Below are 25,915 nucleotides of genomic sequence, written 5' to 3' on the forward strand. Positions count from 1 at the left end.
GCAGTAAGAGTGCAGTAAGTGCTCATGCAAAGACTCCCGCCGGACCTGGCGCCATCGGCCCTTCGCGCACATGCGAGAAAGCCGTGCCCGGTTCATCAAGGAGACAAACCATGAGATTCCAGGGACATCCTCGCGCCGTGGCCACCATGATGGCCACGGCATTTCTCGCTGCCTGCGGTGGCGGCGATGGCAGCACTTCGGTGCTGGCATTTCCACCACCGCCCACGGGCATCGTCGAGCCACCCGCACCGTCACCGGTCACCGAAGTGCCGCCACCGCTCACGGTGCCCAAGGCCGTCTGCGCCGAGGGCGGCAGCCCCGAATCGGCGCTGCAGGGCCAGGTGCCCGCGGCGCTGCGGCAGGCCGGCTTCAAGGGCTTCTCGTGCAACCTGAAGCTGGCCGGGCAGTTCGAGGGCGAAGGCGGCAGTTGGTCGTCGGCGTTCTTCCGCGATCCTGGTGGGCGCACCTGTGCCTACCATGCGACCGCGCACCCGATCGGCTTCGTCAGCGGCAAGCCGCTCGAACGCGTGAACCCCGGCGTGCCGGTCATCGACATCACCGACCCGGCCAGGCCCTGGCGCTCGATGTCGCTCACCACGGCCGCGATGATCGACCCGTGGGAATCGCTGCGCGTGAATGCACGGCGCCAGCTGCTGCTGGCCGACAACGGAGGCAACAGTGGCCTGTTCGGTGGCGCCGAGGTCGACATCTACGACCTTTCGGCCGATTGCCGCACGCCGCAACTGCTCGCGAGCATGGAGGTGGGCACCGGCAAGGACGGTGGCATCCAGTCGCCGAAGAGTCCGAGGGGGCACGAAGGGAACGTGTCGCCCGATGGCCTGACCTACTACATCGGCGACATCATGAGCCAGTGCTACCACGCGGTCGACATCACGAACTCGACCCGGCCGCGGATGGTGGCCTCCTTCGATATGCAAAGCGGCAGTTTCGACAAGGCCCACGGCCTTTCGGTGAGCGAGGACGGCAAACGTGTCTACGCTGTGACGTCCAGCGGCCCCACGCCCGAAGAGGTGCTCGATCCCAACGCGAAGACACGCAACGGCTTCCTGATCCTCGACACCTCCGAGGTGCAGGCGCGCGTGCCCAACGCGCAGATGAAGGTGATCTCGGCCACCACCTTCAAGGACGGCAGCGTGGCGCAGCACACCATCCCCGTGACCATCGCGGGCAAGCCCCACCTGGTGATGGTCGACGAAGGCGGCTCGGCGGGCCTGAGCGACACCGCGAATGCCAAGCTGGCCTGCGAGGCGAAGCTGTCGCCCTATCCGATGGCACGCATCTACGACATCAGCGACGAGACCAAGCCCGTGCTGGTGTCGAAGCTGATGCTCGAGACCCACGACCCCGCGAACTGCGACAAGGTGCTGCCCGATATCGCGGGCCTGTCGATCTTCACCTACGGCAGCCACTACTGCTCGGTCGACAACCGCAACAACGGCACGGCGCTGGCGTGCTCCTACTTCAACTCGGGCGTGCGCGTGTTCGACATCCGCAATCCCGCGCGACCCAAGGAGATCGCCTACTACAACCCCGCGGGCGTGACCGCGCCGCGCGCCGGCTCCATCCACCGGCAGATGTCCTGGGCTGGTCGTGGCGGCCCCGACTGGTGCGCCTCGCGCGTGGACTTCGACTTCGACCGCGGGCTCCTGACGACCATGTGCCAGGACAACGGCCTTCTGATGCTGAAGTTCGCCGAGAACACCTGGCCCTTCGCGCAGAGCACGCCTTCCATGCTGCAGAACTGACGATGACGCGCACCCTCGATCGACACCTGCGCGCATGGATGGGCGCCGCCCTCATGCTGGCGAGCGGCCTGCCTCTCACCGCCACCGCCTGGGAGGCCGACGTGCATTTCGGCCTCACGCGCTGGCTCGCAGTGCAGGCGGGCTTCAGCGCGCCGCAGGCCGATGCGATCGCGACCGGCAACCAGCGCGTGGACTTCGGCGCGATGGAGACGATGCTGCTCGTGACCGAGTACGCCTGCACCGGCGCCGATGCCGAGGGCCGCGCGGAGGCGGCTCACGCGGCGCGGCGCCTGCACGCCCCCGGCGCCGGCGAGGCTTCGACCGAGGCGCTGCGCACGCTGCTGCGCGATGCGGGGCCGAAGGCCGGATTGCTGCTGCTCAAGTTCGGCGAGGCGCTGCATCCGCTGCAGGATGCATCGGCCCACGAAGGGGCGGACGCGGCCGGGATCGGAGCGCCCGCCATCGCGGGACTGCCCTGCGATCCGCCGCCGCCGGCCGCGGCATCGGGCGGCGAGCAGGCCCATCGCGCCGACCTCACCGCGGCGCGCCCGGCCGCCGCGCTCGCGATGGCGCGCGCGAGCTTCGAATGGCTGCAGCGCTATCCGCCGATCGCGGACGCGCCGCGCGTGGCCGCCGACTGGCCGCGCGTCGAAGCGCAACTCGGTGGCTTCGTGACGGCCTCCACCAAGGCGGCGAAGGCCGCGTGGTTTCGCGAGCACGGCATGGAGGACACGGGCTTTCTCGAAGGCATCAGCCTGCCCGATGGCGCGCAGCCCTGGACCGCGACCTGGTCGGGGCGCCGGTTGCCGCGGTTGCAGGAGGCGGCCTCCACGCAGCATGGCGTGCCCGAGGAGGTGCACCGCTTCTTCGACGACTTCTTCGCGGCCTGGCTCGGCGATGGCGATCCGGCCGCCGCGCTGGGCCTGGCCAAGGGCGAAGGCACGCCCGCGCAGCGCGACCTCGCGGCGCGGCTGCGCCTGTGGCGCCTGCACGATCACGGCGCCGCGGCCGCGCTGGCCCATGCGCCGTCCGCGCTCACGCGCGCGCAGCTGCAGCGCGTCGATGCGCTCGCGCGCGACCGCTCCGCCTACGCGCGCTATCCGCGGCTGGCCGATGCCTTCTTTCCGCTCATGGCGATCGAGTCCTATGCGCCGCCGTTGCTGCCCTACATCGTGCGGCCGCTGCCCGCGCTCGCGGACGGCGAGCCCCGGATGCTCGCGATCGCGAAGCTGCGGCATGCGCCCTACGACGAGCTGCTGCTGGTCGCGCAGCGCCGCGCGGGGCGCTGGTCGGTGGTGTCGCTGCAGGGCGTGAGGGATCACTGATGGCGATGGATGCGCGCCGATGGATCGGCCGGCATGCGGTCGCGCTGCTGCTGGCCGCCGCCTGGGCCGCACTGGCGGGCCTGCTCGCGCTCGGGCTGGAGCGCGCGGACCGCGATGCGCGCTTTCTCTACCTGGTGGAGACGCAGGTCTGCCATGTGCCCGGGGCGGTCCAACCCCTGGCCTTGTCGTCCGCGACCACTGTTGCCGACCCGCGAAAGGCATCGCGCTGATGCGTTCGCCCGTCCGTTGCCGCCCCGCCCTTCTTCTCGCCGCCGCGGCCGTGCCGGGCCTCGCGTTCGCGCATTCCTTCGGCGTGCAGTACACGCTGCCGGTGCCGTTCTGGATGTATGCCTATGGCGCGACCGCGGCGCTGGTGCTGTCGTTCGTGATCGTGGGGATCTTCGCGGCCGTGCCGCCCGCGCGGAGCGAGACCTCGCCGAACGCGCGGCGCGTGGGGACGCATGTGTTCGTCCCGGCCTTCGTCGTGCAAGGCCTGCGCGCCCTGTCGGTGGGCCTGCTCGCGCTCACCATCGCCTGCGGCTTCCTCGGCACCGACAACCCGTTCCGCAACCTCAACATGACCCTGTTCTGGATCGTGTTCGTGCTGGGCCTGACCTATGCCACCGCGGTCGTCGGCGACCTGTTCGTGTTCTGCAACCCGTGGCGCACGCTCTGCGAGCTGCTGCGCGCGCGTTGCGGCATGCGCTTCGGCGGACGCATCGCCTATCCCGCGTGGCTCGCCTACTACCCGGCGCTGGCGCTCTACATCGCCTTCATCTGGATCGAGCTGTTCGGCCACGGCACGCCGCGGCAACTGGCGCTGATGCTCACCGCCTACACGCTGCTGACCGTGGCGATGGCCTGGCTCTTCGGCAGCGCGGCCTGGTTCCGGCATGGCGAGTTCTTCGGGTTGTTCCTCTCGCTCGTGGGCCGCATGGCGCCGATCGCGTGGCGGCGCGCCGGCTGCCGCGGCGTGGCGCTGCGCTGGCGCCTGCCGCTGTCGGGGCTGCTCGAGCGCCATCCGGGGCATGTGAGCCTGGTGCTGTTCATCCTGTTCATGCTCTCGTCGACCGCCTACGACGGCGCGCACGAAACCTGGCCCTGGAGCCGGCTGTTCTGGAAGACCCTCTATCCGCTGGTCGAGCCGGCCGTGAAGGCCCACAGCGCCCAGCCCTATGCGACGGCGGCCAGCCTGTTCCATGGCTGGCAGTGGCTGGCGCTGTGCCTCTCGCCCTGGGTCTATCACGGCGTCTACCTGTTCTTCCTCGCGCTCACGCGGCGCGTGGCGGCCTCCGAGCTCTCCACGCGCGCGCTGGCCTGCCGCTTCGCACTGACGCTGGTGCCGATCGCCTTCGTCTACCACGCGACCCACTACTACACGCTGCTGTGGTCCCAGGGCGCGCAGTTGCTGCCGCTCTTGTCCGATCCGCTGGGCCGGGGCTGGAACCTGTTCGGCACGGCACGCGCCGCGATGCCGCCGCGCATCATCGATCTCAACATCGTCTGGCACACCCAGGTCGGGCTGATCCTGGCCGGGCATATCGCGAGCGTGGTGCTGGCCCATGCGGAGGCGCTGCGGATCTTCCGCCACACGGGCCGCGCGCTCGCGAGCCAGGTGCCGATGCTGCTGCTGATGGTCGCGCTGACGGCCGTGGGGCTGTGGATTCTTTCGCTGCCGCTGGCGGGATAGGCGCCGCGTCCTTGTTCATTCCCCTGGAACCGCCATGAAATCCTCACTGGTCTACGCCTTCGGCGGCTTCGCCATCGTCGCGCTGATGGCGCTCGGCTATCTCGCGGCGCGGCCGTCGACCGACCCGGCCACGTCCGCCGCGGCACCCGCGCGCACCGGCACGCAGTTCGAGGTGCGGATCGGCGCGGCCGCCGAGGCCGAGAGCACGCCGCTGCCGGTGCTGCCCGTCGCGCGCGGCGACATCGTCTCGATCGCCGTGAGCTCGGCGCAGGCCGGCCAGCTGATGATCCACGGCTACATGCAGGAGATGGTGCCGGTGGCCGCGGGCCAGACGGCCACGCTGCGCCTCGCGGCGCTGCATGCGGGCCGCTACCCGCTGCACCTGCATGGCAACGACCAGAGCCACCGCGAAGTGGCCATTCTCGAGATCCGGCCATGACGCCATGGCGTGTTGGCATACTCGGCCCCCATGACGGTCGAAACATTGGGCGGCGAGCGCCCCTATGTCATCGAGGTGCAGGGAGAGGAAGTCACCGTACAGGACACGATGGTGGCCGGCTTCACCTATCGCATTCAGCTCGAATCGCAACTCGGCAGCTCGGCGCGCGTGGTCCAGTGCTTCAAGGCCTGGACCCGGCTGCAGCGCGAAGGCGCCGCGAACCTGCAGGGACCCGAACTGGAGCATGCGGCCGCCTGGCTCGAGGCGCATCGTCAGGCACGCTGGCAGGCACGGCGCTTCTTCCTGGTGCCGAGCGCGAAGACCTTCGTGCTGAGGCTGCGCGAACAACCCAAGCGCTGAGCGGGCCGATTCCGGTTTGGGAGGGAGTGTTTGGTGCCGCTTGTCCGAATCGAACGGACGACCTTCCGCTTACAAGGCGGGTGCTCTACCAACTGAGCTAAAGCGGCTGAAAAGAAAAACCTGCAGCGGATTCTAGTGGGGGTCCCCACCAGGGCCCAGGCCGACTACTTGATGCGCTTGAGCGAAGGCCGCGCGCCGCCACCGGCCGGAGGGCGCGGCGGCTCGTCGGTCGGGTCGGCATCCGGGCCGTCGCCGATCTCCGTCACATCGCTGCCCGCATCGTCGGCCGTCACCAGGTGCACGACCCGGTTGGCCTCGCTCTCGCCAGCGCCGCGCGAGGCATCGCGCAGTGCCGAACGGACGGGACTCGCCGGTGCCGGCACGCCCGTGGCGGCCGGAGAGTCGAGGCCCATGCCGGTGTCGGCCGCGGGAGGCGGCGCGGGAAAGGCCATGCCCTGGCCGTTCTCGCGCGCATAGATCGCGATCACGCGGCCCACGGGCACGCTGATCTCGCGCGCCGTGCCCGCGAAACGGGCCTTGAACTCGATGAAGTCGTTGCCGAGCTTCAGCGAGCTGGTCGCGTCGAAGCTGATGTTCAGCACGATCTCGCCGTTCTTCACGTACTCGCGCGGCACCTGGACGGTGTCGTCGACCTGCACCGCGACATAGGGCGTGAACCCGTTGTCGGTGCACCATTCGTACAGCGCCCGGATGAGGTACGGGCGGGTGGAAGACGACTCGAGCGCGTTGATCATGAAGGACGGCGATGAAGCGAAGCGGAAAACGGACCTGCGCGAGGATTACTTGCGCATGACCTTTTCGGAGGGCGTGAGTGCTTCGATGTAGGCCGGGCGCGAGAAGATGCGTTCGGCGTACTTCAGGAGCGGCGCGGCGTTCTTGCTGAGGTCGATGCCATAGTAGTCCAGGCGCCACAGCAGCGGCGCAATGGCCACGTCGAGCATGGAGAAGTTGTCGCCCAGCATGTACTTGTTCTTGAGGAACACCGGGGCGAGTTGCGTGAGGCGGTCGCGGATGTGCGAGCGTGCCTTCTCGAGCGCCTTCTCGTTGCCCTTGGCGGTGCGGTTCTCGAGCGTGGACACGTGAACGAACAGCTCCTTCTCGAAGTTGAGCAGGAACAGGCGCACGCGCGCGCGGTCGACCGGGTCGCCGGGCATCAGCTGCGGATGCGGGAAGCGCTCGTCGATGTACTCGTTGATGATGTTCGACTCGTACAGGATCAGGTCGCGCTCGACCAGGATCGGAACCTGGCCGTAGGGGTTCATCACGCTGATGTCTTCAGGCTTGTTGTAGAGATCGACATCGCGGATCTCGAAGTCCATGCCCTTCTCGAACAGCACGAAGCGGCAGCGGTGGGAAAAGGGGCAGGTCGTACCTGAATACAGCACCATCATGGCGAAAGACTCCTAAAAATCAAAAAGAGTGGGTCGCGTTGGCAACCCACTCCACGGGACCGGCGCACTTGACGCTCCGGTCGGCAAGGATGGAACTACTTGACGTCTTTCCAATACGAGGCGTTCAGTCGCCACACGAAAACCACCGACATCGCGAGAAACAGCAGCACCCAGACACCGATGCGGATGCGCGTGTTCTGCGCGGGCTCGGCCATCCACTGCATGTAGCTCACCAGGTCGCCCACGGCGGTGTCGAACTGCAGCGGGGTCATGGTGCCGGGCGTGACCTGTTCCCACTTGTTGGCGAACACGTCGACCTCATGGCCATGCTGCTCGACCTTGGTGTAGACCGGACGGCGCTCGCCTTGCAGCTCCCACAGCGGGTTCGGCATGGCCACGCTCGGGAAGGCCAAGTTGTTCCAGCCGGTGGCCTTGGTGTCGTCGCGGTAGTAGGTGCGCAGGTAGGTGTAGAGATAGTCGGCACCGGTGCCGCCGTGGCCGGCGCGCGAGCGTGCGACCAGCGTCAGGTCGGGCGGCGTGGTGCCGAACCATTCCTTGGCCTGGCGCGCATCGATGTTGGCCTTCATGGTCTCGCCGACCTTCTCGGTCGTGAACAGAAGGTTGTCCTTGATCTGCTGCTCGCTGATGCCGATGTCCTGCAGGCGGTTGAAGCGCATGAAGGCGGCCGAGTGGCAGTTGAGGCAGTAGTTGACGAACAGCTTGGCGCCGTTCTGCAGCGCGGCCACGTCGTTCGTCTTGTTCGGTGCCTTGTCCCAGGCGAGGCCGCCGGACTCGGCCGAAGCGGCCGCGGAGAAGGTCAGGCCCAGTGCCAAACCCAGGGCCGCGAGCCAGCCGGAAATGCTTTTCTTCATCGTGTGTCTCTCGAGCTGTCTTGCGCTGATCAGTGGGCGGCGAAGGTCACGCGGTCGGGCACCGTCTTGAACTCGCCCTTGCGGCTCCACCACGGCATCAGCAGGAAGAAACCGAAATAGAACAGCGTGCCGATCTGCGAGATGGTCTGCGCGATGTCGAGCGCGAACGAGCCGATCACGAGGTTGCCCCAGACGCCGGGCGGCTGGATGCCGAGGTAGCCCAGGATCAGGAAGAAGAACACGAACACGCCGTACACGTACTTGTGCCAGCCCGGACGGTAGCGGATCGACTTGACTTCGCTGTGGTCGAGCCACGGCAGGAAGAACAGGATGATGACCGAACCGCCCATCACCACCACGCCCCAGAACTTCGCGTCGAAGGTCTTGAGCAGGAAGATCGCCACGGCAGCCACGACGATGATCGCGACCTTGAGCGCCACGCCCGACTTGCCCTTGACGAAGTTCCAGATCGCGGCCGCGGCGATGATCAGCGAGAACACGTTGACCATGTCGTCGGTGGTCGCGCGCAGCATCGAATAGAAGGGCGTGAAGTACCAGACCGGCGCGATGTGGTTCGGCGTCTTCAGCGAGTCGGCCGGGATGAAGTTGTTGTACTCCAGGAAGTAGCCGCCGGCTTCGGGGGCGAAGAAGATCACCGCCGAGAAGATCGTGAGGAACACCACCACGCCGAAGATGTCGTGCACCGTGTAGTACGGGTGCGACGGGATGCCGTCGAGCGGATGGCCATCGGCACCGCGCTTGGCCTTGATCTCGATGCCGTCGGGGTTGTTCGAACCCACTTCGTGCAGCGCGATCAGGTGGGCCACCACCAGGCCGAGCAGCACCAGCGGCACGGCGATCACGTGGAAGCTGAAGAAGCGGTTGAGCGTGGCGTCGCTCACCACGTAGTCGCCGCGGATCAGCAGGGCCAGGTCAGGACCGATGAACGGGATGGCGGCGAACAGGTTCACGATCACCTGGGCGCCCCAGTAGGACATCTGGCCCCAGGGCAGCAGGTAGCCCATGAAGGCTTCGGCCATCAGGCACAGGAAGATCGCGCAGCCGAACACCCAGATCAGCTCGCGCGGCTTGCGGTAGCTGCCGTACATGAGGCCGCGGAACATGTGCAGGTAGACCACCACGAAGAACGCGGACGCGCCCGTCGAGTGGATGTAGCGGATCAGCCAGCCCCATGGCACATCGCGCATGATGTACTCGACCGATGCGAAGGCCTGGTTCGCGTCGGGCTTGTAGTGCATCACGAGGAAGATGCCGGTGACGATCTGGATCACGAGGACCAGCATCGCCAGCGAGCCAAAGATGTACCAGAAGTTGAAGTTCTTCGGCGCGTAGTACTTGCCCCATTGGTCGTTCCACAGCTTGCTCAGCGGGAAGCGGTTGTCGACCCAGTTCAGCAGCTTGGCGCTGGCCGGGGCGTTGGGGGAGATTTCGTGGAATTCAGCCATGTTCTTCTTCTGCCTCAGGCCTTCTTGGAGTCTTCACCGATCAGGAGCTTGGTGTCCGACAGGTACATGTGCGGCGGCACAGGCAGATTGTCGGGCGCGGGCTTGTTCTTGAAGACGCGGCCGGCCAGGTCGAACGTGGAACCGTGGCAAGGGCAGAGGAAGCCGCCTTCCCAGTCGTTGGGCAGCGAGGGCTGCGGGCCGGCCTGCAGGCGGTCCACCGGCGAGCAGCCGAGGTGGGTGCAGATGCCGACCACGACCAGCACGTCGGGCTTGATCGAGCGGTGCTCGTTCTGGGCGTACTTGGGGGTGAATTCGTCGGGATGACGCTTGGACTGCGGGTCCGCGAGCTGCGCATCGAGCTTCGGGAGCTCGGCGACCTGCTCGGGCGAGCGCTTGAGGATCCAGACCGGCTTGCCGCGCCACTCGACGGTGACTTTCTCGCCGACCTTCAGGCCGGAGATGTCGACCTCGACGGCAGCGCCGGCGGCCTTGGCCTTTTCGGAGGGCTGGAACGTGCTGACAAAGGGAATCGCGGTGGCCACGCCTCCCACTGCACCGGCACAGCCGGACGCGATCAACCAGGTCCGCTTGCTTGTGTCGATCCGGGGGGAGCCGGCGGTCATGTCACTCATGGGGATCCTCTATCTTCTTCGCTGGAGCAGGGTCAACCGACGATTGTAGCGGGGCGCAACGTGCGAATTCAACGGTTGCAAGACCGCGCGGTCGCACGAATGACGCTCCGATCCGACATCGGCGGGGCGCGGAAGGCGCGCACGCGAAAACGCCCGCGGCTCGTCGCCGCGGGCGTTTCACGAGGGGAGATTCAGTTCAGCAGGCCGTGCTGCATCGCTTCGCGAACGGCTTGCGTGCGCGACTTGACCGCGAGCTTGCGGTAGATGCTCTTGGCATGGAACTCGATCGTGTTGATCGAGAGATAGAAGGCCTCGGCGATCTGCCGATTGCTCCAGCCCTGCGCGATCAGGTTCAGCACCTTGAGCTCGCTGACCGACAGCACGGACTTCGGCGCCTCGGTTTCGGCAGCCGCCGACGGTACTTGCGTGCTGCTGCTGCTGGCCGGCGCGCGGCGCGCGGTGCCGAACATGCGTTCGAGCACGCAGCGGGCAACACGCGGATCCATGGCCGCGCCGCCGCGCTCGAGCGAACGCAGCAGGAAGACCAGCTCGGTGTCGAGCGCGTCGGTGAGCAGGTAACCCGCCACGCCGGCCGACACCGCGGCGCGCACACGCTGCGTGTCGGGCAGCGCCGAGACGGCGATGCGCTCCATGTGCGGGTGCGCTTCGCGCAGATGCAGGATCGTCGAGACACCGCCGTCCTCGGGCAGGTCCATGCCGATCAGCGCCAGCGCGCAGGAACTGCGGGCCAGGATCTCGCGAGCCTGCGCGCACGAACGGGCGACCAGCACCCGGGCCCGCGGCTCGAGCACGGACACGACGCTGCGCAGGCGCTCGGTCACCTGAAGATCGTCGTGGACGATCAGTACGCTCTGGAACTTCGAATTCCTCGCCATCACGCTGGCGTCGGTCTTTTCCAACAGAATTTCCACCTTGAATCTCCCGATGCGGCAACTGGGTTGCGGGTCTGAAAAAAGTTAACGTTGGTTTACGCAAACGCAGGATCGATGCCTGCAACCCCGCGCACACCGACACCTGCGCCCTCGACCTTCCAAGTGGCTGATTTCATTGAACTTTTCAGTACGAACTACCTCTCCCGCCCCCCGGAACACGGTAGATTTCCGGCGCTCGAGTGGTCTTGTTACGGCCCCGCAGATAGTTGTTGCTACGTAACATCAACTCCGCAACGCCCCTCCAAAAGTAGGTGCCGGTATCGCATCGCAGGAAACCAGATGCAAATGGGTTGCGAGGCACTTTCTTTGCTGCTAATCTCGAATCGATTGCTCAAAAATCTCTGAGAGGAACCTTATGAAGACCACCAAACTGGTTGCTGCTGTCGCTCTTTCCGCCCTGGCGGCTTCGTCTGCTTTCGCGCAAACCCCGGCTGGCGCGAACAATGCGACCAACAATGCCACCGGCGGTCTCACGACCGAACAGTGGGTGGCTGCGGGCGCTGGCGCCGCCGTCTTCGTCGCCGCGGTCAGCGGCAACGGTGGCAACTCGGGTGGCGGCTTCGGCCTGATCCCCGGCACCGGTACCACCGGCACGGGCACCACCGGCACCCGCTGATGCTGCGAGCCCTCCTTGACGGAGGGCATTCGCTAAAAGCTCCCCGCGTCGGTATCGCCACGCGACTTATAAAATGTTGCCTTTTGGCAACGTTTTTTTTGGGCGTTGGCGGTTGTTCTTCGGGCTCCTCGGCGATGTTGGACACGGCTCGTGCCCTCTATAACGGACCATCTTCGGCCACCCCGTCGAGTTTCAATCCCAACTTCGCTTACCTGAAAACCACCATCGGCGGCCGCACCATCTACATGGTGCTCGGCTATATCGATTCGCGTCCTGAAGGCGCCGTGGAAGTTTGGTACAGCAACAGCGGCGAAGTCGTTCGCCTGCTGAACGGCCGCCTCGTCGGAACCACCGGTCTTTCGACGGACTGGCGTACGGTTCGCTTCATGGACTGGCCCGATTGGCCTTCTGCCTCGAGCGGCAGTAGCACGCCGGTGCAGCGTTACCAGCGCGAACGCGATGTCATGCCCGGATATCGATTCGGGATTCGCGACGAAATCACGCGAATCGCCATCCCAACGCCCAACGACACGTCCCTCGCCGGCATCGACCCAAGTTCGCTGCAATGGTATGAGGAGCGCAGCGTGTCGCTTCCCGCGACCGCGTCCGTTCCCACGGCCCGCTTCGGGGTGTCGAGAAAAACAGGCTCTCCCGTGGTCATTTATTCCGAGCAGTGCATTTCCAGCAGTTTGTGTATGAGCTTTGAGCGGTGGACACCCACCTCACCAACGGCCAATGCTTCGGCGAGCGCCGGGACATGACCGCGCCGGGTTCTCGTAGCCGCAACAATTCATGGCCACGTCACATCGCGGCCGCTTGCGCGCTGATCGCTTCGTGTGGTGCCTGGGCCCAACAACCCCCTCCTGCAGCCCCAGGCGGTCAGAAGAGTCGACCGGAAGTCGAGGTGCGTCCAGGCGAACGTTTCAGCGCCTGGCTGCTACGCCAGCCACCGGAGACGGCGTCTCCGGGACTTTCTTGGCAGGTCCCCGAGGAACGGCTTGCGCAGCAGTTTCTGAAGAACACCCTCCTCGTCCGTCTCGAAGCAGATACCCGCCAATCAACGCGTTCAACCCAGGCAGACCGCTTGGCCCTGATCGCCTGGCTGCAGGAGCTTCCAGTGACGGGGCGTGTCGCCCTGGGCATCGTCGATCCGCGATGGCTGGAGGCCCATCCCGAGGAAGACCCCGTTCTGTCTGCCGGGCAGCAATTCGTCGCGGGGCCGCGCGACTTGAAAACGATCGCAGTGGTCCGCTCGAATGGCGAACTCTGCCATGTGCAGCATGAGCCCGGCCGCACGGCCTGGGATTACGCCAAGGCCTGCGAACTTCCTGACGCCGACTGGGCTTGGGTTGCCCAGCCGGACGGCCGCACCGCGCGCGTCGCAGTTGCGCCCTGGAATGCGCAGCCCTCCGATGAACCAGCGCCTGGTTCATGGATCTGGGCGCCTCCTCGAGCAATGCCCGATCTGGTTGCGACGTCTGAGGGATTGATCAAGTTTCTGGCAACCCAGGGGCCTTCGCCTCAGGCTGCCAATGCCGCGGAACTCGGCAAGGCGGCCGCCACACCGATGGCCTCCAGGAATGCGACATCGGTCCTCGCCAATCGACCTTCACTGCCGCCAGCGAATGCTTCGGTTGGCTTTGCTCCCGTGCGCTCCGTTTTGCCCGAGCCGGTCACCCGACCAAAGACTTTTCGGACCAGCAGCAGCGACTGGGGCGAAACCGGCCTTTTGCAGACACCGACCGCACGGATGGGTGAACTCGGCGACTTTCGCCTTTCCTTCACCAACGTCTATCCCTATTCACGGCTGAACTTCATGTTTCAGCCGCTGGACTGGCTGGAAGCGGGTTTTCGCTACAGCTCGATCAGCAACGTCGCCTATGCCGCCAGCACCACTGGACAGTCGAACAAGGACAAGAGTATCGACTTCAAAGTTCGGCTGGCAAAGGAAACGGCCTACGTCCCCGAACTCGCGCTTGGTTTCCGCGACTTCGGCGGTACCGGGCTTTTCTCCTCCGAATATCTCGTCGCCAGCAAACGTTATGGCGACTTCGATTTCAGCCTTGGCATCGGCTGGGGTTACATGGGCAGCAGCGGCAATATCAAGAATCCGCTGACCCTTATCAGCAATCGTTTCAAGGTCAGACCCGGGAGCGCAGTCGATACCGGGGGGCAGGCCAACTTCAGCAGCTTCTTTAGAGGTCCCTCCGCACTGTTCGGCGGCGTCGAATGGCGGACCCCCTGGGATCCAATAACCCTAAAACTCGAATACGAGGGCAATAATTACCAGCACGAGCCCTCTGGGAACAATCAACGCCAACGATCTCCCTTTAATGTGGGGCTTGAATATCGCTATTCACCCACCGTTTCATTTTCGCTCGGCTTCGAACGGGGCGACAAGGTCATGTTGGGAGTATCTCTTTCGAGCAATCTAGCGAAGCTGCAGTCGCCCAAAGTAGCCGATGCGCCGCTGCCACGTTTTACGCCTGTCCCATCCAAGAATCCTCCTGGCTGGCCGAGCACAGCCGCCGATATCGAAGCTCGTACGGAATGGGCGGTCCAACGTATCGCTCCCGACGGCGACAAGTTACATGTATGGATTTCGGAAAGCATCACGATTTATCGAGAACCACGCGTTGAGACCATCATTGCGTTATTGCATCGAGACGCGCCAGAAGCCATTAAGTATTTTATTCTCCACTACAGAGAGCGGGGGTTGGCGCTGCACGCCCAAGTGGTGAATCGCAACGAGTGGGTCAATCGACACTACAAAGCGATGACACCACGCGAAAAGCGCGCTATTAGCCAGCGAGATTATTCGCCTCCAGCTGACAACAGTGAAGATTCGATGCGTCCGTTGCCAGCGCCCACCGCAAATATCGGCAGCGCTAGCACGAACCAGGAAGCCCTTTCCACGCCTGACAGTACCATTTTGCCGCCAACTATGGCCCCCTGGGAACGCAAACGCGAGCGATACGTTTTTGGAATCACTCCCAGCACGACTCAAATTGTTGGCGGCCCGGATGCATTTTTGCTCTATCAAATCGGCATTCAAGCAACTCTCGAGTACCGCTTCAGCGAGAGCACTTGGTTTAATGGTGCGTTGAATTGGCGAATGATTGACAACTTCGACAAGTTCACCTATACCGCTCCAAGCAATTTGCCGCGAGTTCGAACCTTCCAACGCGAATATGCCACAACAAAGCGATTGACACTTCCAGTATTTCAACTCACGCATGTTGGCCGACTAGCAGAGGATCAGTACTACAGCGTATATGGTGGAGCGTTAGAACCCATGTTTGCAGGGGTGGGCGCTGAGTGGTTGTATAGGCCCTCGCAGAGCCGAATTGCATTCGGCATTGACTTCAATCACGTACGTCAACGTGCCTTCGAGCAGGATTTCGGGTTACGTGATTACAAAGTCAACACTGGCCACGCCACGCTGTACTGGGATACTGGATGGAATGGCGTTAGAGCCAGTGTTAGCTTGGGGCAATATCTTGCGGGCGATCGAGGCATGACACTCAATGTGAGCAAGAGTTTCGACAACGGCGTAGTCCTTGGCGCGTACGCAACGAAGACAAATGTCTCTTCTCGAGATTTTGGCGAAGGCAGTTTTGACAAAGGGATTTACGTTGCAATTCCTTTTGACGCCTTCTTACCCAAGTCAAGCAAATTCACAGCAGCATTTGCTTGGTCACCCCTAATTCGAGACGGCGGGGCTAAACTAGGTCGCATCAATCCGCTCTACGACATGACCTCCATCCGCGATCCAAAGGCTTTTTCGGTTGGGCCACCGACCAACAACATCCCTCGAGCAGGAGACAATATACTTAACTTCGAACCGGCCAAATAAAGTATGGGCCGATAGAATGCATTGATTGGGCTGAAGCTCGAATGGCACTTGCCTTGGCCGTGGATCAGGTCTAGCGAAGCGCTTTATCTATCCTGCGGACCAAATGCGGCTTCGGAGCCTCTGAAGACATCCAGCACCCATCGCACCATCGACCTTCACAATCATCACGAAACAGGTCCTTGGTACACCAAGATGCCCACGCCTGACTGGTTGCGTACCCCCTGCCGCCCTCCAAATGCCCTGGCAGCAGTCGGTCGTTCATCTCGGGCGGACGCACACGAATGCCGAGCATGTCCGCCAACTTGCCACGTTGCTCGGCATTACGGTTGTGAGGCCGGTGCGCCCCACGAGCCTGACGCAGCGGCGACGTCAACTCCCTGCGCAGTTCCCCTTGGGGCGAGCGCAAATGGCGACCAGCGTCTTCCCAATAGTCCCATCTTGCCTAGCCACAACACAGTGTGCGGACGAAGCTTGCTCGTGCGGCGGACATGTCGCCTTCTCTTTATGCCTCGGACCGGCTCGGGCAGCTCGCCCTCCTCTGGAATGTTTCAAGCCCGAGAGTGAGCACCACCGCCTGAGCCGGACCGTCTTTCTCCGCAGCCCGGACGATTGCATGAACTTGAAGTTCGCATAGACAGGGAGGGGCGAGCTTCGCCAAGCCGCTGGCGAAGGCTGAACCGCACCAACGGCAAGCCCTGGTCCTGCGCCGGCCCCGGCTGGTACAGATGCTGACCTCGGAGCGCCTGCGCCTGGCGCAGGCGGTTACGGTTACGCTTGCGCGCCCGAGCATCCAGCGCGTGATCGAGTTTCAGCACCGTCACGCCCAACTGGCGCACGCGCTGGCCAGCGTGCGGGGAATTGGCGCGGCTAGCGTTGCCGTGCCGCAGGCAGAACTGCCCGAACTCGGCAAGCTCGACCGGCGCCGCATCGCTGCTGGTGCGGCGTGGCGTCCCTGAATCGCGACCGTCGCCAAGTACGTGGCCAGCGCTCCAGCTAGGGTAAGCGAGCCTACGCGCGACGAACCCTGTACATGGCCCCCTCACAGCGATACGCCGCAACCTGGTGCTCAAAACTTGCTACGAGCGCCTGCTGGCGGCAGGTAAACGCAAGAAGGTCGCCTTGGTCGCCTGCATGCGCAAGCTGCTGGCTATGCTCAACGCCATTACCAAACACAGCTCTACATAGGACTCGACCGCGCCTACCGCTTGACTGCAAAGACGGCCGCTCATTCGCAGTGCTCGCTTGCCAGCGGATACCACGTCATAGCCAGGACCACGTCGCGCACGTCCCCGCATCACTTCACCCTCTGCTGGTGGCCGTCGCGCCGAAACCCTGTGGTGAATGGCGCTTGGAGCTCGGTTCAGCATCCTGCCAATCGCCGCGGCGCTACTGCCTTGTCAGCTTACGGCCTTGGTCCACCCGTCGCTCTTCTGCCCTCAACCGCTGACGTACATCACTTTCCCGAGGGTTAAGGAGTGTTGCACCGATGTTCGAGATCACCTTCGAGAGCCTGCTAAGCGAGTGCAACAGCAGCGCCTGAAGCCACAATCGGGCTGGACTCTTTCAGAATTTCCTCTTGATTCATTGAGACTACTTGCACTGGAAGCTCATGAAGTTCGAGATGCACCCAATCAACCACTTCTGCCAGCGGGCGATAACCAGGGAGCATCTGCGAAAGCAATGCCTTCAATGCAGGGACATCATTACTATCAAGAATAGGCCCCAAAATAGAAAATTGACGCCAGACCTCGTCTGCCGGGGGACAGGACTCGTGAGCCTTCATGACGCGAGGATGCAATGTTTGCATTGCATTATCTCCGATCAACAATTCCTCATATAATTTTTCACCAGGACGAAGACCTGTAACAGAAATTTCGATATCACCATCAGGCGTAGCAGCATCGCGTACCGTGCGGCCGGACAATTCCACCATCCGTCGCGCCAAGTCGATAATACGCACCGGCTCGCCCATATCAAGCACAAAAACATCTCCGCCTTGCGCCATGGCACCGGCTTGAATTACCAATTGCGCCGCCTCGGGAATTGTCATGAAGTAGCGCGTAATATCTGCGTGGGTTAGCGTAATCGGCCCTCCTGCTTCAATTTGACGACGAAACAATGGTACAACCGAGCCACTGGACCCCAGAACATTGCCAAAACGAACCATAGAAAAGCAAGTTCCAGAATTTTTCTGCGCCAACGCTTGAAGCGCCAACTCCGCAACTCGCTTAGTTGCCCCCATAATATTTGTCGGTCGCACTGCTTTATCGGTACTAATCAACACGAATCGACGAACTTGGCACTCCATTGCAATCTGCGCCGTAGTCAGTGTTCCCAGAGCGTTATTTCTCACTCCTTCGACAGGATTGTGCTCGACAAGAGGAACATGCTTATATGCCGCCGCGTGATAAACGGTGTCTGGGCGCCAAGCTCGCATGATTTCCCGCAGACGAGATGCATCCCGCACCGACGCAAGCAACGGAATCACCTTAATATTTGGAGCAATTGCTTGAAGTTCTTGGTGAATTGCGTAAAGAGCAAACTCACTCAATTCCAGCAAAAGCAATTTAGCAGGCGAAAGTCGAACGATTTGCCTGCATAGCTCGCTCCCTATTGAGCCTCCAGCGCCCGTAACAAGCACAACCTGGTGACGAATGTGCTTGTGCAAAAGATCATCAACAGGAGAGACGGGGTCACGCCCCAACAAGTCCTCAATATCGATTTCCAAAAGGTCATGAACCTGAACACGCCCATGCGCTAAATCAGCAAGCGCAGGCAATGTGCGGACATGCAAGTGCAACGGCAGCAGTTCGTTCAAGATCTCAACGCGACGTCCTCGAGAAGCCGAAGGCATCGCCAGCAGCACGTCAGTGATGCCAAGAGCTGCTGCGTTAGCTCGCAACCAACTGGGAGGTTTTATGCCGATTCCATTCAACGTGCTTCCCTGAAGATGCTTGGCATCATCAACGAACGCCCGAACGACCATGTCACGACTCTGCGCTAATGCAGCAGCCAACTGCAAGCCTGCACCACCTGCACCATATATAACTACCTGCGGCAGAGATTTTCGATCGACTGCGCTCATATACATACCACCGAGCCAATACCTCACCAATATTCTCAGCCCACTAGCACATAAAAAAAGCAAAATTGGAACCAATAGCCCAATCGTTCGCGGAACCTCTGCAACACCCAAGACCGAAAAAATTGCAGCGTAAAAGAGACCAAATAATGCACACGCGCGCACAGTGGCCATTAATGCAAGCGCGCCAGCGTATCTGAAGATTGCGCGATAAAGCCCGAAAACAACAAAAAGCGGGAGAGCAATTAGCACTGCCAGCAGAGCAGCCCACCACTGCGGACCTACCGGCATTGTCCACTGCTCAAATCGCAAACTAAGCGCGAAACATACACACAACACGCAGAGCGCTGCATCTACGAGAAGTGCAAACAAACGCTTAGCAGGACGAGGCAAGGCGAGCAATTGCTCCGCCATACGATTGATCAAACGCGACTCCTACCAAACCAATAAATTGGCGATCTACCATGGATTGTGCCCAATTTCCCTAGGGTAACCCAAGCGAACTCTAGTCTTATTGTGAATAATTGTGTCAAGAACTCAGCAGCCCTGCATCCCCTATTCATGGGAGTCAAGTCTGCCTTTTCGCACGAAAGCCAACTTCACCAAAGCACATCCTTCAGTATTAATGCATTTACGCCCTTAAAGAAAACAAATGACGCTGAAGTAAAACTCTAGGCGCATACATATGCCGATCTTGCCAAGCAATCACCGCACTACCAATTTAGGATGCTTTAGCATTTAGATGCTATATGCATGAGACACATTTGACGCTCACGATCGACCGGAGGCTCGTCGAAGTACGTCATCAAGTGCTATGCACGTTTTATTGAGTTCTTCTTTAGTAAGTGTAGGGTGCACCAAGAACATCAAACTGGTTTCACCCAGTTCACGCGCCACTGGCAACCGTGGGTTAGGGCACCAATTCGTGCCATGAAAAGCCTTCTCCAAATAAACCTCGGAACAAGATCCTTGATAACAAGGCACATCCCTAGCCAAAATTTCTTCTGCAATACGATCGCGGCTCCACCCCGATGCCAACCGCTCCGGCCGTACATAAAAATATGTCTTATATTGCGCGTGAACAAAACCTGAAGGCAGATCCGGTACCCGGACGATATCATCGTGCTTGCGCGCGATCTCGAAAATAGCCTCGGAATTTTTATTTCTAGTCGAGGTCCAATCGGCCATTTTTCTCAGTTGAATACGCCCAATCACCGCTTGCATTTCCAACATTCGCCAGTTCGTACCAAAACTTTCATGCAACCACCGGAATCCGGGAGGGTGCTGACGGTTATAGATCGCATCATGGCTTTTACCGTGGTCTTTGAACTCCCACATCGCCCGCCAAAGCGATTCATCATTGGTTGTGACCATCCCTCCTTCACCACCAGTGGTTATTATCTTGTCTTGGCAAAACGACCAAGCGCCTACGTGACCGATAGAACCAACCATTCGTCCTTTATAGCGCGCGCCATGGGCCTGTGCGCAGTCCTCGATAACTTTCAAATCATGCTTGACTGCAAGATCCATAATGCCATCCATGTCGCAAGGCCAACCGGCGAGATGAACACAAATTACCGCCCGAGTACTTGGAGTAATGACACGCTCTATGGTTGCCGGAGAAATATTTCCGCTGCTCGCATCTACATCGGCAAACACCGGGATGGCTCCGGCGTTCACCACACACGACACACTAGCAATGAAAGTTCGGGGCGTGACGATCACTTCATCGCCCGGACCTATGCCTAGAGCCTTAAGTGCAAGATCGAGCGCCAAGGTTCCATTTGCCAAAGCTACTGCATACGGCGTCCCCACCCAAGAAGCAAATTCTTTCTCAAATTCCCGGCATTCAATGCCGGTCCAATAATTCACCTTGTTGGACAAAAGGACACGATTTACCGCATCGCCTTCTTCGGCAGTGAAGCTTGGCCATGGGGAAAATGCAGTATTCAACACGTTGATTTAACCTTTTTGAGAAATTAGTGGACGAGCGGGATTCCCGACGACGGTGACTCCAGCCGGAACATCCCGCGTAACAACAGCACCCATGCCAACAATGGAATTTTTTCCCACGATAATTGGCCTGCCTGGCTTTCCTTGTTTTATAACTGCACCAGATCCGACATAAGCGTGATCTTCTATGACAATGTTTCCATTGCATTTAGCACCAGGAGCGAGAGTAACGAAATCACCAATGAAACAATCGTGCTCCACGTAGCTGTATAGATTGGCGTGAAAGTGTTTACCAATGCGAATATTGGATGTAATCGTAGCAAAAGGACTTAGCGCGCAGCCCTCTCCAATCACGACGTCGTCCATGATTAGAGTGCTATCGGCTACAACACTCCATGGGTGCACTCCATCTTCAGCACATCGGTTTGCAAGCTTTTCTCGAACCGCTCCGCTCGCGATAGCAATCACAACATGTCGCTCCGCCGCATTCTCGCGAACGAAATCTGCATATCGGAGAACCTTATGGCCATTGACCATCTGCGAGTCACAATTATCGTCTATAAACACCAAGCGATCGGATTCAATTCCAAGTTTCTGCAATTGCGCCCGAGCCAATGGCATGATTCCACGGCCGCAACCGCTTGCTCCATAAACCGCATAAAGCGAGGCGATCATGATTCGCGGCTCAGCGTCTTCGCCGAGCCGGTGAATCGGGGCATCGTCGCTTCACCCGCAGCGCTGATTCCCTCGCGCACGATCACCTTCTTCACGGTCAACCAAAGCACCCTTAAATCGAGCCATAACGTTCGGTTATCTACATACCAAACATCCAATTTGAATTTTTCCTCCCAACTGAGAGTATTCCGTCCATTGATCTGTGCCCAGCCAGTGATACCGGGTCGAACCTCATGCCGACGAGCCTGTTCTTTTGAGTACAGAGGCAAGTATTCCATCAGGAGCGGACGTGGCCCGACAAGACTCATATCTCCACGAAACACATTCCATAGCTCAGGCAACTCATCCAAACTGCTTCCCCTCAGAAAGCGGCCAAAAGGGGTTAGCCGATCCGCATCCGACAATAACTCCCCCCTCATGTCGCGCGCGTTTGTCATTGTCCGAAATTTGATCATTTCGAATGATCTACCGCCTTGCCCTGGGCGCGTTTGACGAAAAAATACCGGGGCTCCTAGCCTATAACGAACCAACAACACCAAAATGGCCAAGGGTATCGCAAGCACCAATAGAGCCAGAGCACTAATTATCAAATCAAAAATTCGCTTCTTCATATTACCCGCCAAAACTTGCTTTACCTGATACCTGATTGTTCGATATTTCAGCTTATCGAAAGACAACTGCCAAATTGACTTGCGGCGACTCGCTAATTACAGGAGAAGCCCTGTACCAAGGTCAGCGCGAGGATCATTCATTTTAGATTTGGCTTTACACTCGCTTATCGGAAGCGCCAAATTATCGTGGAAAGCCCAAGCTTCGCAGGCGCGCAAAGCCAGTGATCAGATCGCGATTTTTATCCAAGCACGAATCATAGGCGACTCTCCATTGTGTGGCATCCACCGAAAGAGGTGGAGTCTGAGCCAGTCGCAACGATCAGAACAAGTCTGCCCACGAAGGCATACTGACGCTCCTCTCACCCTCAGTGCGCTTGCACCCCTCACCATGACCATCCTCAGCGAATTCAAGGAGTTTGCCGTCAAGGGCAACGTCGTCGACCTGGCGGTCGGCGTGATCATCGGCGCGGCCTTCGGCAAGATCGTCGACTCGCTGGTGGCCGACATCATCATGCCGGTCATCGGCCTGGTGTTCGGCAAGCTGGACTTCTCGAACCTCTATGTGGTTTTGGGCACGGTGCCGGCAGGTGTCGCCAACACGCTGGCGGAGCTGAAGAAGGCCGGCGTGCCGGTGCTGGCGTACGGCAACTTCATCACCATCGTGGTCAACTTCGTGATCCTCGCCTTCATCATCTTCATGATGGTCAAGCAGATCAACCGCCTGCGCCGCACGGAAGAAGCCGCCCCAGCCGCCCCCGCCGCGCCGCCCGAGGACATCGTGCTGCTGCGCGAGATCCGCGACAGCCTCAAGCGCTCCTGATGCGCAGCGGGGCCCGTTGCGGGCCGCGCATCCCTCCTCAGATACCGGCCAGCGCGCGCGCCATGCGCAGCGCTTCGACCAGGCTCGATGCATCCGCGCGGCCGGTGCCCGCTATATCGAACGCCGTCCCGTGATCGGGACTGGTCCGCACCAACGGCAGCCCGAGCGTCACGTTCACGCCCTTCTCCACGCCCAGGTACTTCACGGGGATCAGTCCCTGGTCGTGGTACATCGCCACCACCACGTCGAACTCGCCGCTGTCGGCCACGCCCGACTGCTTCGCGCGCGCGCGCATGAACACGGTATCGGGCGCATGCGGGCCATCGGCGGCGATGCCTTCGGCGTGTGCCGCGGCGATGGCGGGCACGATGATCTCCTGCTCTTCCGAGCCGAAGAGTCCGCCCTCCCCAGCATGTGGATTGAGCCCCGCGACACCGATGCGCGGCGCGCGGCCCAGGGTGCGCGAGAGTGCGTGATGGGTGATGCGCAAGGTCTCGAGCACGCCGTCGAAGGTGACGGCCTCGATCGCCTGGCGCAGCGACATGTGGATGCTGACAAGCACTGTGCGCAGCTCGTCGTTGGCCAGCATCATGCGCACGGGCACCTCGGCCACGTCGCGGCCCAGATGCGCAGCGGCCTCGGCCTGCAGCAGTTCGGTGTGGCCCGGAAAAGGGAATCCCGCGGCGGACAGCGCCTCCTTGTGCAAGGGCGCGGTGACGATGGCGGCGATCTCGCCCCGCAGCGCGACCCGCGCCGCCCAGACCACCGCATCGCCCGCCGCGCGCCCCGCCTCGGCGCTGATGCGGCCATGCACCACCCCCACGGGCGGCGCGATCGCCTGCAGCACGGGCACGCAACCTGGCGGAACGTCCAGCGCCTCGGCTGGCGAAGCAATCTCGACCAAGGGCCACGCCGGATGCCCAGGCGCCGACAGGGCCTGCAGAGCCGCCCGCATCGTCGCCACGTCGCCCGCCACGAAGGCGCCGCGCGCGGCCTCGGGCGCATCGCGAAACACTTTGCCGACAATCTCGGGCCCGATGCCCGCGGGATCGCCGAGCGTGATGGCGACGGGCCTTCCGCCCACGGATGCCTCGCCCGTCATGCCGGGTTGTCGATGTCGATGAACTCGTGCTGCAGCCCGAGCTGCGCGGCCACGTGCTCGGCCACAGCGGGCGCGCCGTAGCGCTCGGTGGCGTGATGGCCGCAGGCCAGGAAGGCCACGCCCATCTCGCGCGCGTAGTGCGCCTGCGGTTCCGAGATCTCGCCGGTGATGAAGGCATCGGCGCCGGCCGCGATGGCAGCCTCGAAGTAGCCCTGCGCGCCGCCGGTGCACCAGGCGATGGTCTTGATCGGACGATGGGCGGTGTCGACCAGCGTCACAGGCCGCTTGAGCACCTTCTCGACATGGACGGCAAGCGCCTTCGCATTGGCCAGGGTCTCGCCGTCCTCGAGGCCGCCGAGAAAACCCAGCTCCTGCTCGCCGAAGCGCCCGGCCGATCCGGGATGGGCCAGCAGGCCGAGCTGCAGGCCGAGTTGCGCGTTGTTGCCGAGCTCGGGATGCGCGTCGAGCGGCAGGTGGTAGGCGAAGAGGTTGATGTCGCGGTTCAGCAGCAGCGCCAGCCGCTGCTTCATCCAGCCGGTGACGCGGCCGTCCTGGCCGCGCCAGAAGAGGCCGTGATGGACGAAGATGGCATCGGCCTCGGCGCGGATCGCGGCCTCGATCAGCGCGCGGCTCGCGGTCACGCCCGAGACGATCTTGCGCACGGTGGTGCGGCCCTCGACCTGCAGGCCGTTCGGTCCGTAGTCCTTGAAGCGCTCGGGAGCGAGCAGCAGGTCGAATGCGTGCAGCAGTTCGTGGCGGGTGGTGCTCATCGCGACATTGTCGCGCCCCCGCCCGACGCAACGCCAGCCCGCATGGGGTGGCCACGGGCGGCCAGGGGCCAGAGCGCGAGCACGAAGCCCAGCGCGGCCAGCACCGCCACGTAGTGCGCGGGCGCCATGGGATCGTGCTGCAGCCAGAGCGTGAGGATCACCGGCGTGAGCCCGCCGAAGACGGCATACGACATGTTGTAGGCGAACGAAAGCCCCGTGAAGCGCACCGGCGCCGGAAAGGCGCGCACGCCGGCGATCGGCACGGTGGCGATGCTGCCCACGAACAGCCCCACCAGTCCGTAGTGCCAGAACAGCGTGGCCGGCGTGCCGGGCAGGCCGGTGTAGAAGAGATAGGCGGTCGCGAACAGGCCGCCCCAACCGATCAGCATGACGGCACGCGTGCCGATGCGGTCGCTGGCCCAGCCGACGATCACGCAGCCGATGGTCAGCGTGAGGGTGGCCAGCGCATTGGCCTCGAGCGCCAGCGCGGCCGGGATGTGGTGCACCTTCTGCAGGTAGGTGGGCGTGTAGAGCACCACCACCACGATCGCGGCCGACAGCACCCAGGTCTGCAGCGCGACGAACACGCTGGCGCCGCGGTGCTCGCGCAGCACGGTGCGCAGCGGCAGCTCGCGCGCCACGCTGCGGCGGTCGGCCAGCTCGCGGAACACGGGGGTCTCGTGCAGGAAGCGGCGCAGGTACACCGACACCAGTCCGAACACGCCGCCGAGGATGAAGGGGATGCGCCAGGCGAAGTCGTGCACCTGCTCGGGCGCGTAGTGCCGGTTGATGGCCACGGCCACCAGCGAGCCCAGCAGGATGCCGCCGGTGATGCCCGAGGTCAGCGTGCCGATGCCGAAGCCGTAGCGCTGCGCGGGCACGTGTTCGCCGACGAACACCCAGGCACCGGGCATCTCGCCGCCGATGGCCGCGCCCTGCAGCACGCGCATGGCCAGCAGCAGCAGGGGCGCCGCCACGCCGATGCTGGCGTAGGTGGGCAGCAGGCCGATCACCAGCGTGGGCGCGGCCATCAGGAAGATCGACAGCGTGAACATGCGCTTGCGGCCGAGCAGGTCGCCGAAATGCGCGATCACGATGCCGCCGACCGGCCGGGCCAGATAGCCGGCCGCGAAGATGCCGAAGGTCTGCAGTTGGCGCAGCCAGTCGGGCATGTCGGCCGGGAAGAAGAGCGCGCCCAGCACGGTGGCGAAGAAGACGTAGATGACGAAGTCGTAGAACTCGAGCGTGCCGCCGAGGGCGGAGAGGGCGAGCGTCTTGTAGTCGCGGGCATCGAGCGCGCGGGCCGGGGCCGGCGCTGCGCCGTCCGGGGTGGTTGCGTGTGAAGTCATGGCGGGCGGAAAGTCGTGGCCGCGCACCGGGGCCGCGGGGCCGGATGGGAAGCGAAAGCGGTGCGCCGACGAAATGCCCGGCCGCGTCCACCGGATGGGCGGGGCGGGGGCGAGGGAGAGCCGGGCCGGTAGGCCCGGGGCCACGATGCTAGGGGTTATCCCTTAT

The 25,915-nt window shown here is 62.3% G+C and carries 23 protein-coding genes, 1 tRNA gene and 1 pseudogene; 11 read left to right on the forward strand and 14 right to left on the reverse strand.

The features are described 5' to 3' along the window. The first annotated feature begins 110 nt into the window (after nt 1-110). From ACEN9J_RS13530 to ACEN9J_RS13555, 6 genes are read left to right on the forward strand one after another with little or no spacing between them, the layout of a single operon-like run. Nucleotides 111-1,766, forward strand: a complete 1,656-nt coding sequence (locus ACEN9J_RS13530; protein ID WP_413764314.1) for an LVIVD repeat-containing protein — start codon at nt 111-113, stop codon at nt 1,764-1,766. A 2-nt stretch (nt 1,767-1,768) separates the two neighbouring features. Continuing rightward, on the forward strand, nt 1,769-3,091 hold the full coding sequence (locus tag ACEN9J_RS13535) for a hypothetical protein (protein WP_413764315.1): 1,323 nt from the start codon (nt 1,769-1,771) through the stop codon (nt 3,089-3,091). Then, complete coding sequence (locus ACEN9J_RS13540) at nt 3,091-3,321, forward strand: hypothetical protein (protein WP_413764316.1); 231 nt, start codon at nt 3,091-3,093, stop codon at nt 3,319-3,321. Before ACEN9J_RS13535 ends, ACEN9J_RS13540 begins: the two co-directional genes overlap by 1 nt. After that, the gene (locus tag ACEN9J_RS13545) at nt 3,321-4,781 is read left to right on the forward strand and encodes a hypothetical protein (RefSeq protein WP_413764317.1); all 1,461 of its coding nucleotides are present in this window, start codon (nt 3,321-3,323) and stop codon (nt 4,779-4,781) included. The genes ACEN9J_RS13540 and ACEN9J_RS13545 overlap by 1 nt, the downstream gene beginning before the upstream one ends. Nucleotides 4,782-4,815: 34 nt before the next feature. Beyond that, nucleotides 4,816-5,220, forward strand: coding sequence for a hypothetical protein (locus ACEN9J_RS13550; protein WP_413764318.1), 405 nt, complete (start codon nt 4,816-4,818; stop codon nt 5,218-5,220). A 30-nt stretch (nt 5,221-5,250) separates the two neighbouring features. Then, nucleotides 5,251-5,580: a hypothetical protein gene (locus ACEN9J_RS13555; RefSeq protein ID WP_413764319.1), complete on the forward strand. Its 330-nt coding sequence runs from the start codon at nt 5,251-5,253 to the stop codon at nt 5,578-5,580. A gap of 31 nt (nt 5,581-5,611) precedes the next feature. Here the strand turns inward: ACEN9J_RS13555 and ACEN9J_RS13560 are convergent. The 7 genes from ACEN9J_RS13560 to ACEN9J_RS13590 form a co-directional block, all read right to left on the reverse strand. Next, nucleotides 5,612-5,687 (reverse strand) — tRNA-Thr (locus ACEN9J_RS13560). A gap of 57 nt (nt 5,688-5,744) precedes the next feature. Continuing rightward, nucleotides 5,745-6,335: a ClpXP protease specificity-enhancing factor gene (locus ACEN9J_RS13565; protein ID WP_261209938.1), complete on the reverse strand. Its 591-nt coding sequence runs from the start codon at nt 6,333-6,335 to the stop codon at nt 5,745-5,747. Nucleotides 6,336-6,380: 45 nt separating this feature from the next. Continuing rightward, nucleotides 6,381-6,992 (reverse strand): glutathione S-transferase N-terminal domain-containing protein, encoded by a 612-nt coding sequence (locus tag ACEN9J_RS13570; RefSeq protein ID WP_057596959.1) that lies wholly within the window; start codon nt 6,990-6,992, stop codon nt 6,381-6,383. Nucleotides 6,993-7,087: 95 nt separating this feature from the next. After that, nucleotides 7,088-7,864, reverse strand: a complete 777-nt coding sequence (locus ACEN9J_RS13575; RefSeq protein WP_261209935.1) for a cytochrome c1 — start codon at nt 7,862-7,864, stop codon at nt 7,088-7,090. A 29-nt stretch (nt 7,865-7,893) separates the two neighbouring features. Next, complete coding sequence (locus ACEN9J_RS13580) at nt 7,894-9,330, reverse strand: cytochrome b (RefSeq protein ID WP_261209932.1); 1,437 nt, start codon at nt 9,328-9,330, stop codon at nt 7,894-7,896. Nucleotides 9,331-9,344: 14 nt separating this feature from the next. Beyond that, complete coding sequence (gene petA / locus ACEN9J_RS13585) at nt 9,345-9,962, reverse strand: ubiquinol-cytochrome c reductase iron-sulfur subunit (protein ID WP_057596962.1); 618 nt, start codon at nt 9,960-9,962, stop codon at nt 9,345-9,347. A 191-nt stretch (nt 9,963-10,153) separates the two neighbouring features. Beyond that, a complete protein-coding gene (locus ACEN9J_RS13590) occupies nt 10,154-10,882 on the reverse strand; it encodes a LuxR C-terminal-related transcriptional regulator (protein WP_413764320.1) in 729 nt (242 codons plus the stop codon). A gap of 388 nt (nt 10,883-11,270) precedes the next feature. On the opposite strand from ACEN9J_RS13590, the gene ACEN9J_RS13595 reads away from it, so the two are divergent. The 4 genes and pseudogenes from ACEN9J_RS13595 to ACEN9J_RS13610 all read left to right on the forward strand — a co-directional run. Further along, nucleotides 11,271-11,531 carry a hypothetical protein gene (locus ACEN9J_RS13595; protein WP_413764321.1) on the forward strand — a complete coding sequence of 87 codons (261 nt, stop codon included), beginning with the start codon at nt 11,271-11,273 and terminating at the stop codon, nt 11,529-11,531. After that, the gene (locus ACEN9J_RS13600; RefSeq protein ID WP_413764322.1) at nt 11,531-12,292 is read left to right on the forward strand and encodes a YjbF family lipoprotein; all 762 of its coding nucleotides are present in this window, start codon (nt 11,531-11,533) and stop codon (nt 12,290-12,292) included. The genes ACEN9J_RS13595 and ACEN9J_RS13600 overlap by 1 nt, the downstream gene beginning before the upstream one ends. After that, nucleotides 12,289-15,387, forward strand: coding sequence for a YjbH domain-containing protein (locus ACEN9J_RS13605; protein WP_413764564.1), 3,099 nt, complete (start codon nt 12,289-12,291; stop codon nt 15,385-15,387). Before ACEN9J_RS13600 ends, ACEN9J_RS13605 begins: the two co-directional genes overlap by 4 nt. Nucleotides 15,388-16,037: 650 nt before the next feature. After that, nucleotides 16,038-16,572 (forward strand): annotated as a pseudogene (locus ACEN9J_RS13610) (transposase); the annotation flags it as partial. Between the two features lie 328 nt (nt 16,573-16,900). Here the strand turns inward: ACEN9J_RS13610 and ACEN9J_RS13615 are convergent. The 4 genes from ACEN9J_RS13615 to ACEN9J_RS13630 form a co-directional block, all read right to left on the reverse strand. Beyond that, nucleotides 16,901-18,895: a polysaccharide biosynthesis protein gene (locus tag ACEN9J_RS13615; protein WP_413764323.1), complete on the reverse strand. Its 1,995-nt coding sequence runs from the start codon at nt 18,893-18,895 to the stop codon at nt 16,901-16,903. Nucleotides 18,896-19,240: 345 nt separating this feature from the next. Next, nucleotides 19,241-20,425, reverse strand: coding sequence for a DegT/DnrJ/EryC1/StrS family aminotransferase (locus ACEN9J_RS13620; protein WP_413764324.1), 1,185 nt, complete (start codon nt 20,423-20,425; stop codon nt 19,241-19,243). Nucleotides 20,426-20,431: 6 nt separating this feature from the next. Continuing rightward, a complete protein-coding gene (locus tag ACEN9J_RS13625) occupies nt 20,432-21,097 on the reverse strand; it encodes an acetyltransferase (RefSeq protein WP_413764325.1) in 666 nt (221 codons plus the stop codon). Further along, on the reverse strand, nt 21,094-21,708 hold the full coding sequence (locus ACEN9J_RS13630; protein ID WP_413764326.1) for a sugar transferase: 615 nt from the start codon (nt 21,706-21,708) through the stop codon (nt 21,094-21,096). The genes ACEN9J_RS13625 and ACEN9J_RS13630 overlap by 4 nt, the downstream gene beginning before the upstream one ends. Nucleotides 21,709-22,096: 388 nt before the next feature. Here ACEN9J_RS13630 and mscL point away from each other — a divergent pair, with 388 nt between their 5' ends. Continuing rightward, nucleotides 22,097-22,528, forward strand: coding sequence for a large conductance mechanosensitive channel protein MscL (gene mscL / locus ACEN9J_RS13635; protein WP_057595247.1), 432 nt, complete (start codon nt 22,097-22,099; stop codon nt 22,526-22,528). Between the two features lie 37 nt (nt 22,529-22,565). Here the strand turns inward: mscL and pdxA are convergent, their stop codons facing one another. The 3 genes from pdxA to ACEN9J_RS13650 are packed head-to-tail and all read right to left on the reverse strand — an operon-like array spanning nt 22,566 to nt 25,749. Continuing rightward, nucleotides 22,566-23,630 carry a 4-hydroxythreonine-4-phosphate dehydrogenase PdxA gene (gene pdxA / locus ACEN9J_RS13640; protein WP_413764327.1) on the reverse strand — a complete coding sequence of 355 codons (1,065 nt, stop codon included), beginning with the start codon at nt 23,628-23,630 and terminating at the stop codon, nt 22,566-22,568. Beyond that, complete coding sequence (locus tag ACEN9J_RS13645) at nt 23,627-24,400, reverse strand: Nif3-like dinuclear metal center hexameric protein (protein WP_203204648.1); 774 nt, start codon at nt 24,398-24,400, stop codon at nt 23,627-23,629. The genes pdxA and ACEN9J_RS13645 overlap by 4 nt, the downstream gene beginning before the upstream one ends. Next, entirely contained in the window at nt 24,397-25,749 is a 1,353-nt protein-coding gene (locus ACEN9J_RS13650; RefSeq protein WP_413764328.1) for an MFS transporter, read from the reverse strand. The genes ACEN9J_RS13645 and ACEN9J_RS13650 overlap by 4 nt, the downstream gene beginning before the upstream one ends. Nucleotides 25,750-25,915 lie beyond the last annotated feature (166 nt).

It is taken from the genome of Variovorax sp. Varisp41 (genome assembly GCF_047325085.1).
Taxonomy (GTDB): domain Bacteria; phylum Pseudomonadota; class Gammaproteobacteria; order Burkholderiales; family Burkholderiaceae_C; genus Variovorax.